Here is a 6,981-nt window from a genome sequence, read left to right on the forward strand (position 1 = left end):
TTATCAAAAAATGTAACCATTTGTTTAATAATTATTTTTTTAGATAACGTTATTAACATTTTTTATATTGATATAAATCATTATAGGTAGAAGGGTTATAACTTAACATATATATACAACTTTACTTGTTGTGAAAAATGTTAGGGTAATGTCAATGTCAAAAATTAAAAATAATACTTCTATTACTGAAATGAGTCGGCGTGGATTCATTCAGTCTGCAGCAGTTATTTCTGGTGCTGCCGCTGTTGCAGGAACGGTTTCATTACCATTCGCTGCTAATGCTCAAATCCCCCAGGGTATTCGTCCTGATGAGACTTCAGAAACTATCAAATACAGTGCATGCTTAGTGAACTGTGGTAGCCGTTGTCCATTAAAAGTGCATGTGAAAGATGGCGTTATTCGTCGTATTTCTAACGAAACTATGTATGACGATTCAACATTCGGTCTTCACCAAATTCGCCCGTGTCTGCGTGGTCGTTCTGTACGCTGGAAAACGTATAACCCAGATCGTTTAAAATACCCAATGAAGCGAGTTGGTAAACGTGGTGAAGGTAAATTTGAACGCATTTCTTGGGATGAAGCCACTTCAATCATCGCGGAAAAATTAAAATATACCATCGAAAAATACGGTAATGAGTCCATTTATTACCAATATGGTACAGGCTCTACTGGCGCAAACTTACACGGTAGAACCGCATGTAAACGTTTATTAAGCACTGTTGGCGGCTTTTTAAGTGACTATGGTACTTATTCATACTCTCAATTAACCGGTATTGTGCCTTATGTTTATGGGGACATGTTAGAATCACTGTTAACAGAAATTGAGAATTCAGACTTAGTCGTGATGTTTGGTCATAACCTTGCTGAAACTCGTATGTCTGGTGGTGGTCAGTTCTATGAAACATTAAATGCTTTAGATAAGAGCAAAAGTAAAGTTATCATCATTGACCCTCGTCGTACCGATAGTGTGACAACATTAGGTGCCGAATGGATCCCTATTTATCCAGGTACTGATGCTGCATTAGTCGCTGCATTAGGTTATGTAATGATCCAAGAAGGCATCACCGATGAAGATTTCTTACGTGAATATTGTGTCGGTTGGGATAAACAAACATTACCAGCATCAGCGCCTGAAAATGGCTCTTATAAAGATTATATTTTAGGTAATGGCCCAGATGGCATTGCCAAAACACCTGAATGGGCGAGTAAATTAACCGGTATTTCTGTTTCTCGTATTATCCAATTAGCGCGTGAAATTGGTGGTGCAAGAGCTGCGTGGATCTCTCAAGGTTGGGGTATCCAGCGTACTTCAAATGGTGAGCAGGCATGTCGCGCGATTATGATGCTACCATTAATGTCAGGTCATATTGGTCGTCCAGGTACAAATACCGGTTGTTGGGGCGGTAACGTTGCTTATCCAGTTGCCAGTTTTGCTCTGCCTAACCCAGTTAAAACCTTGATCCCAACATTTATGTGGTCTGAAGCAATTGCTCGCGGTGATCAACTGACCAGCAAAAATGCAGGTGTTAGAAATAAAGATAAACTCGACACGGGTATTAAATTTATGTGGTGTTATTCCAGTAACGTGATTGGTAACCAACACGCTGACTTGAATAAAACACATGATTTACTGCAAGATGAATCAAAATGTGAGTTTATTTTAGTGTGGGATAACCACATGACACCATCTGCAAAATACGCTGATATTTTATTGCCAGATGTGACAACTGTTGAGACTAACGATCTTATCAATAACTCTTATGCAAGTGGTGCTTACCACTATGTCGTCCGTTTACAAAATGCGATTAAACCACTTTGGGAAAACCGCCCTTGCTATGATGTCTTAACTGACATAGCAGAAAAAATGGGCACCAAAGAGCAATTTACTGAAGGACGTACTTACGAAGAGTGGATTGAATTTTGCTATAACCAAATGCGTGAGAAAAATCCAGCGCTACCTACATTTGCAGAAACTAACGATGTAGGAATTATCGATCGTAAATTACCTAATCGTAATCAATACGTTGCACTTGAAGCATTCCGTCAAGATCCTATCGCTAATCCATTAAAAACAGCGTCAGGTAAGATTGAAATTTATTCTGAAAAACTAATGCAAGATACCGATGGCTGGGTTTTACCTGAAGGCGACCGTATCCCTGCAATTCCAGAATATTGTAAAAATGAAGAAGGTGTTGAAAACGTTAAGCTTAAAGAGAAATTCCCTCTACAAATGACCGGTTTCCACGACAAAGGCCACGTTCACTCAAGTTACTATAACGTCGCTATGTTACGTGAAGCTATTCCACATCAATTCTGGTTAAACCCAATTGATGCGCAAGAACGCGGATTAAAATCTGGCGATATTGCTGAGATTTATAATGATCGTGGTCGTTTAAATATTCTCGTTAAAGTGACAGATCGTGTATTACCTGGTGTGATTGCTGTACCGCAAGGTGCGTGGCGTTCACTTGATACAACAGGTGTAGATACAGGTGGATGTATTAATACATTAACAAGCTGGCACCCATCGCCGTTTGCTAAAGGAAATCCACAACATACAAACCTTGTTGAAGTGAAACGTGCATAAGGAGTTAACTCATGAAGCAATATGGTTTTTATTTTGACTCCACTAAATGCACTGGCTGTAAAACCTGTCAAGTCAGTTGCAAGGATGAAAAAGATTTAGATTTAGGGCCTAAATTCCGTCGTGTTTATGAATACGGTGGTGGTAGCTGGGCAAAACAAGACGGGATCTGGACACAAAATATCTACAGTTATTATTTATCCATTTCTTGTAACCATTGTTCAAATCCTACTTGTGTAGCAGGTTGCCCAACTGGCGCTATGCATAAACGTGAAGAAGATGGTTTAGTGGTTGTTAACCAAGATATTTGTGTTGGTTGTCGTTATTGTGAGTTACGTTGCCCTTATGGTGCACCACAATTCGATGAGAAGAAAAAGCTCATGTCTAAGTGTGATGGTTGCTACGAACGTGTAGCACAAGGCATGAAACCGGTTTGTGTTGAGTCTTGTCCTCAACGTGCACTTGATTTTGATGATATTGAAGTGATCAGAGCAAAACACGGTACTGAGTGTGGTATCGCACCAATGCCTGATCCTAGTTTGACCAATCCAAATATCGTGATCAAAGCACACAAAGAAGCTAAACCTTCTGGTGATAAAACCGGTTCAGTTCAAAATGCGGCGGAGGTATAAACCATGCATGAACTTCCTCTAGTCTTTTTTACTGTTTTAGGTTCATCAGCAGCAGGCCTATTTCTTATTGCTTATATCAGTAAAAAATTAGGTCAAATTGATGAAAACCAACTACGTAATGCGAATATTTTAGCTTTGGTTTTAACATTAGTTGGTTTAGGTATTGGTGGATTACACGTTGGTCAGCCACTGCGTTTTTTCAATATGCTTTTAGGCGTTGGTCGTTCTCCAATGAGTAACGAAGCGTTTTTAAGTGGTGTGTTTACAGGTTTTGCTTTCGCAACTGTTGCTCTCACTATAATGAAAAAATGGAAGGGATTACGTGAAATTTGTAACCTATTTACCGTTGTTTTTGGTTTAGCATTTGTTTGGTCAATTCCGCAAGTTTATCATATTCCTACAATTGCTAACTGGAATACAGACTACACTACATTGCAATTCTGGATGACACTGTTAGTTGGCGGTGGTGTATTAGCAATGGCAATAGGTGCAAGACGTTTAGGCGCATTATCCTTTATTATCGGTGCCATTATTACTTTTGCTACTCGCTCTGGTTATGTTAGCTTCCTTGGCTTTACTGGCCCAGAACTCAGCGCTGATCAATCTCTATTTTGGGGATTCCAATTAGCGATATTAGCATTGGGTATTGTTATCGTTGGATTTACAGCCCTAAAAGCACAGGCATCAAAAATGACGCTAGTAACTTGTGCTGCTGCGGTCATTATTGCCGAGTTATCAGGCCGTATCGCTTTCTATAACTTATGGCATATTACAATGTAATCTAAAGTTATAGCTGATTAATCAGCTATAAAAAAAACAAAAATGCATACCTTTTTAGGTATGCATTTTTTTAGAATGAAGAGCCAGGTTGTTGTAAAAAATCTAATTCTTCTGGTGTAGATGTTCGTCCTAAAATTTCATTACGATGAGGATAGCGACCATATTTATCAATAATTTCTTTGTGTCTTAGTTCATATTGATAAGTATTTTCATCATTAAGCTGAGAAAAAAAGATAACCGCATCTTGATGAATTTTAGCTGACTCTGAATGCATAAATGGCATTATCATAAACTTACGTTTAACGGGGGTTAATGTCAGATATTCAGGTAACCGAATAGCTTCTTGCGCTAAGATTAAGGCCATATTATCTTGGGCGAAGGCTTTTGGTGTATCGCGCCAAATATTACGCGAGAACTGATCAAGAATAATAATCTCAGCTAAGCGTCCTTCTATCGTTTCTCTCCATGATGCCAGCTCACCACGACTCGCGCTTAACCATAATTCACCAAATTTGCGGCTAATTTCTTTATCAAACTGAAGATCTTTTTTAAACCATTGCTCTGGTGTGCATTCTTCAAACCAAAACGTCAAAGTTGATTGGTAAGGGATCATAAAAACTACCACGCTAGTTGTTTATTAATCAAAATAGCGTTTATTTTCATCAAAATAAACGTCATTGTCGGTTTACTACTGTAGTAAGTTACCATTTTAATATAGTGACAGCTATTAACCCCAATCCGAAAAGGGCATAAAAATAAATCCCCTTTTCAATCTTAAAAGGGGATTTTAAATGCTTCCTAGCTAACGCTTAAATCCATTAAGTCGCGCCATCCATAAGCCAATTTATCTACAAGTATGTATAAAATGGCATTCATCCCATTTGTTACATTCTGTCGATATCATGATGTAATATAATTAACCTGCGCATTTACAAACATCAAATTTATCTCTTCATCACTATCCTGCCTTAAAAATCAGCATTTAAAAATTTTAATTTTTATAGTGAAACTACTAAAAAAAATCTATATCGTTTTGTTCTATTGTTTATAGAATATCATTTTAAAACAATAAAGATTGTTATAAATAACAAATAAAATCAATGCGATATATTTCATTTTTTGATTCTTCAGCTTTAATCTTGTTATTATCTTGTGTGATTACTTCCAAAAGAAATCGGAGATCAAAAATGAGATGAATGTTTAAAATTTGCACATTAGTAATGACATTTATTGAAAAGTTTGCCCTATTCCTCTGTTTCTTTAACAATTTTAGAGTACAATTGTTGCAGTCTATTTACTGAATGATCTGTTATGTCTGCTATCTCTATTATTGGAATAAGCTACCTTATTGGAGCTGTAATATCGTTTATTATTACTTTCTTTTTAACCAAAGATCCGAGTCTAGCTATGCGCCTTTTAAGTGCATTACTAATCGCCTTAACTTGGCCGCTTAGTTTTCCTATGGCACTTATCTTTTCTATTTTTAGTTAGTTTTTTATTTAATTTAAATTTAATAACAGTAGTTATATTCTATTAATTTAGAATAATAGCTATTTACGTTTTATTCTTATATAAACACATTAATTTTTGTATAAATAACACTTTTAGCTTAGATTTTATCTAAAAAAGAATATCTAATTGCTCGTTATTTTATTCAAGTAATTATAGTCCTATCAGGTAATATCAGAATGTTATATTAATACTCAGTTTATCGAGATAGAGCATCATTTTAAAATCTAATGTTAGAGTAAATATTTTTATAAATTTACAATCAAATTTAATTTCATTACAGTATCTTATGTAAATTGGTTAGATACGCGTATTGTTTACTATTACCAATAATAATTTTTTAATTAGAGCTAGAATATGTTTAGTGAAAATGTCATTACAGATATTATCTATTGGATTGAAGAAAATTTAGAGAAAGATCTAAAACTTGAGAATGTTTCACAAAAATCAGGATATTCCAAATGGCATCTTCAACGCATGTTTAAAGAGCAAACAGGATTGACATTAGCCTCTTATATTCGAGCAAGACGACTTTCTTGTGCTGCTGTTGAATTACGCTTACAAAAAACACCACTGCTAGATATTGCATTAAAATATCGTTTTGATTCTCAGCAAACATTCTCAAGAGCGTTTAAAAAGCTATTTGATATGACGCCCTATAATTATCGTAGAAAAGAGAATTGGCAAGCTTATGGCTTTACATTACCGTTAAGAAAATTTAGTGGTTTTAATTTAGATATCGAAATCGTCACAATAGACTCTCTTCCATTAATCGGTATAGAGCATACCTATAAAGCTAATATGATTGGTTGGAATTTTAATACAGAAAAAGCGCGAGAAGATTACTGGAAAGTATTCTTTCAACATACGCACTCCAAGCATGAGCGGGTATATGCTTTACATAATATTTTATCTAATAAAAATAATGAATTGACAATAAAATATGCAACTATGATGGAAAATAAACCTGACGTTTATCATCCTCAATTTAAAAATCATGCACATATAAAAAATACAAAGTATTTAAAATTCAGTATTCCAGAAGCATTATTAAAATTAGATTATAAAGATATTATCTATAACACCTATGGTATTTTACTTAGAAAACTTAATATCCCAAGAAAGAATGGTGCTCCCGATATTGAAGAGTATATATTTAAAGATGATTATCCAGCTTCAATTCTCGCTACTAATCCTGCATCGTTATTAAAAGATGTTAATTATTATATTCCGATTGAAGTGGATAATAATGAAAAAGGTAAGATAAAAGAATAATTTTATCTTACATAATGAAACAACGAGATACAGGGAAATAATACAAATTAGTAAATGATTTAACATTATTTAACGTAACTAATAAAGAAAAAACCCGCTATCTCTTACGAGATAACGGGTTCTTATATGGTGCCGGCTACCGGAGTCGAACTGGTGACCTACTGATTACAAGTCAGTTGCTCTACCAACTGAGCTAAGCCG

Annotated in this window: 6 protein-coding genes; 5 read left to right on the forward strand and 1 reads right to left on the reverse strand. The window is 35.4% G+C overall.

The genetic code is table 11. From position 1 onward, the window contains the following. Window positions 1–154 precede the first annotated feature (154 nt). The 3 genes from DK861_RS16415 to DK861_RS16425 are packed head-to-tail and all read left to right on the forward strand — an operon-like array spanning window position 155 to window position 3,996. A complete protein-coding gene (locus DK861_RS16415; RefSeq protein ID WP_109400781.1) occupies window positions 155–2,587 on the forward strand; it encodes a DMSO/selenate family reductase complex A subunit in 2,433 nt (810 codons plus the stop codon). Between the two features lie 11 nt (window positions 2,588–2,598). Next, window positions 2,599–3,216, forward strand: a complete 618-nt coding sequence (locus DK861_RS16420) for a DMSO/selenate family reductase complex B subunit (RefSeq protein WP_023581764.1) — start codon at window positions 2,599–2,601, stop codon at window positions 3,214–3,216. A 3-nt stretch (window positions 3,217–3,219) separates the two neighbouring features. Continuing rightward, window positions 3,220–3,996, forward strand: coding sequence for a DmsC/YnfH family molybdoenzyme membrane anchor subunit (locus tag DK861_RS16425; protein WP_109400782.1), 777 nt, complete (start codon window positions 3,220–3,222; stop codon window positions 3,994–3,996). Between the two features lie 70 nt (window positions 3,997–4,066). Here DK861_RS16425 and DK861_RS16430 read toward each other — a convergent pair whose 3' ends face one another. Next, on the reverse strand, window positions 4,067–4,609 hold the full coding sequence (locus DK861_RS16430) for a DUF924 family protein (protein ID WP_109400783.1): 543 nt from the start codon (window positions 4,607–4,609) through the stop codon (window positions 4,067–4,069). 698 nt (window positions 4,610–5,307) lie between these two features. Here DK861_RS16430 and DK861_RS16435 point away from each other — a divergent pair. Beyond that, window positions 5,308–5,487: a GhoT/OrtT family toxin gene (locus tag DK861_RS16435; protein WP_036912664.1), complete on the forward strand. Its 180-nt coding sequence runs from the start codon at window positions 5,308–5,310 to the stop codon at window positions 5,485–5,487. Window positions 5,488–5,862: 375 nt separating this feature from the next. Further along, a complete protein-coding gene (locus tag DK861_RS16440; protein ID WP_072063153.1) occupies window positions 5,863–6,780 on the forward strand; it encodes a helix-turn-helix domain-containing protein in 918 nt (305 codons plus the stop codon). The last annotated feature ends 201 nt before the right edge of the window (window positions 6,781–6,981 follow it).

Origin of the sequence: Proteus sp. TJ1640, assembly GCF_003144445.1 — a bacterium.
GTDB lineage: Bacteria > Pseudomonadota > Gammaproteobacteria > Enterobacterales > Enterobacteriaceae > Proteus > Proteus penneri.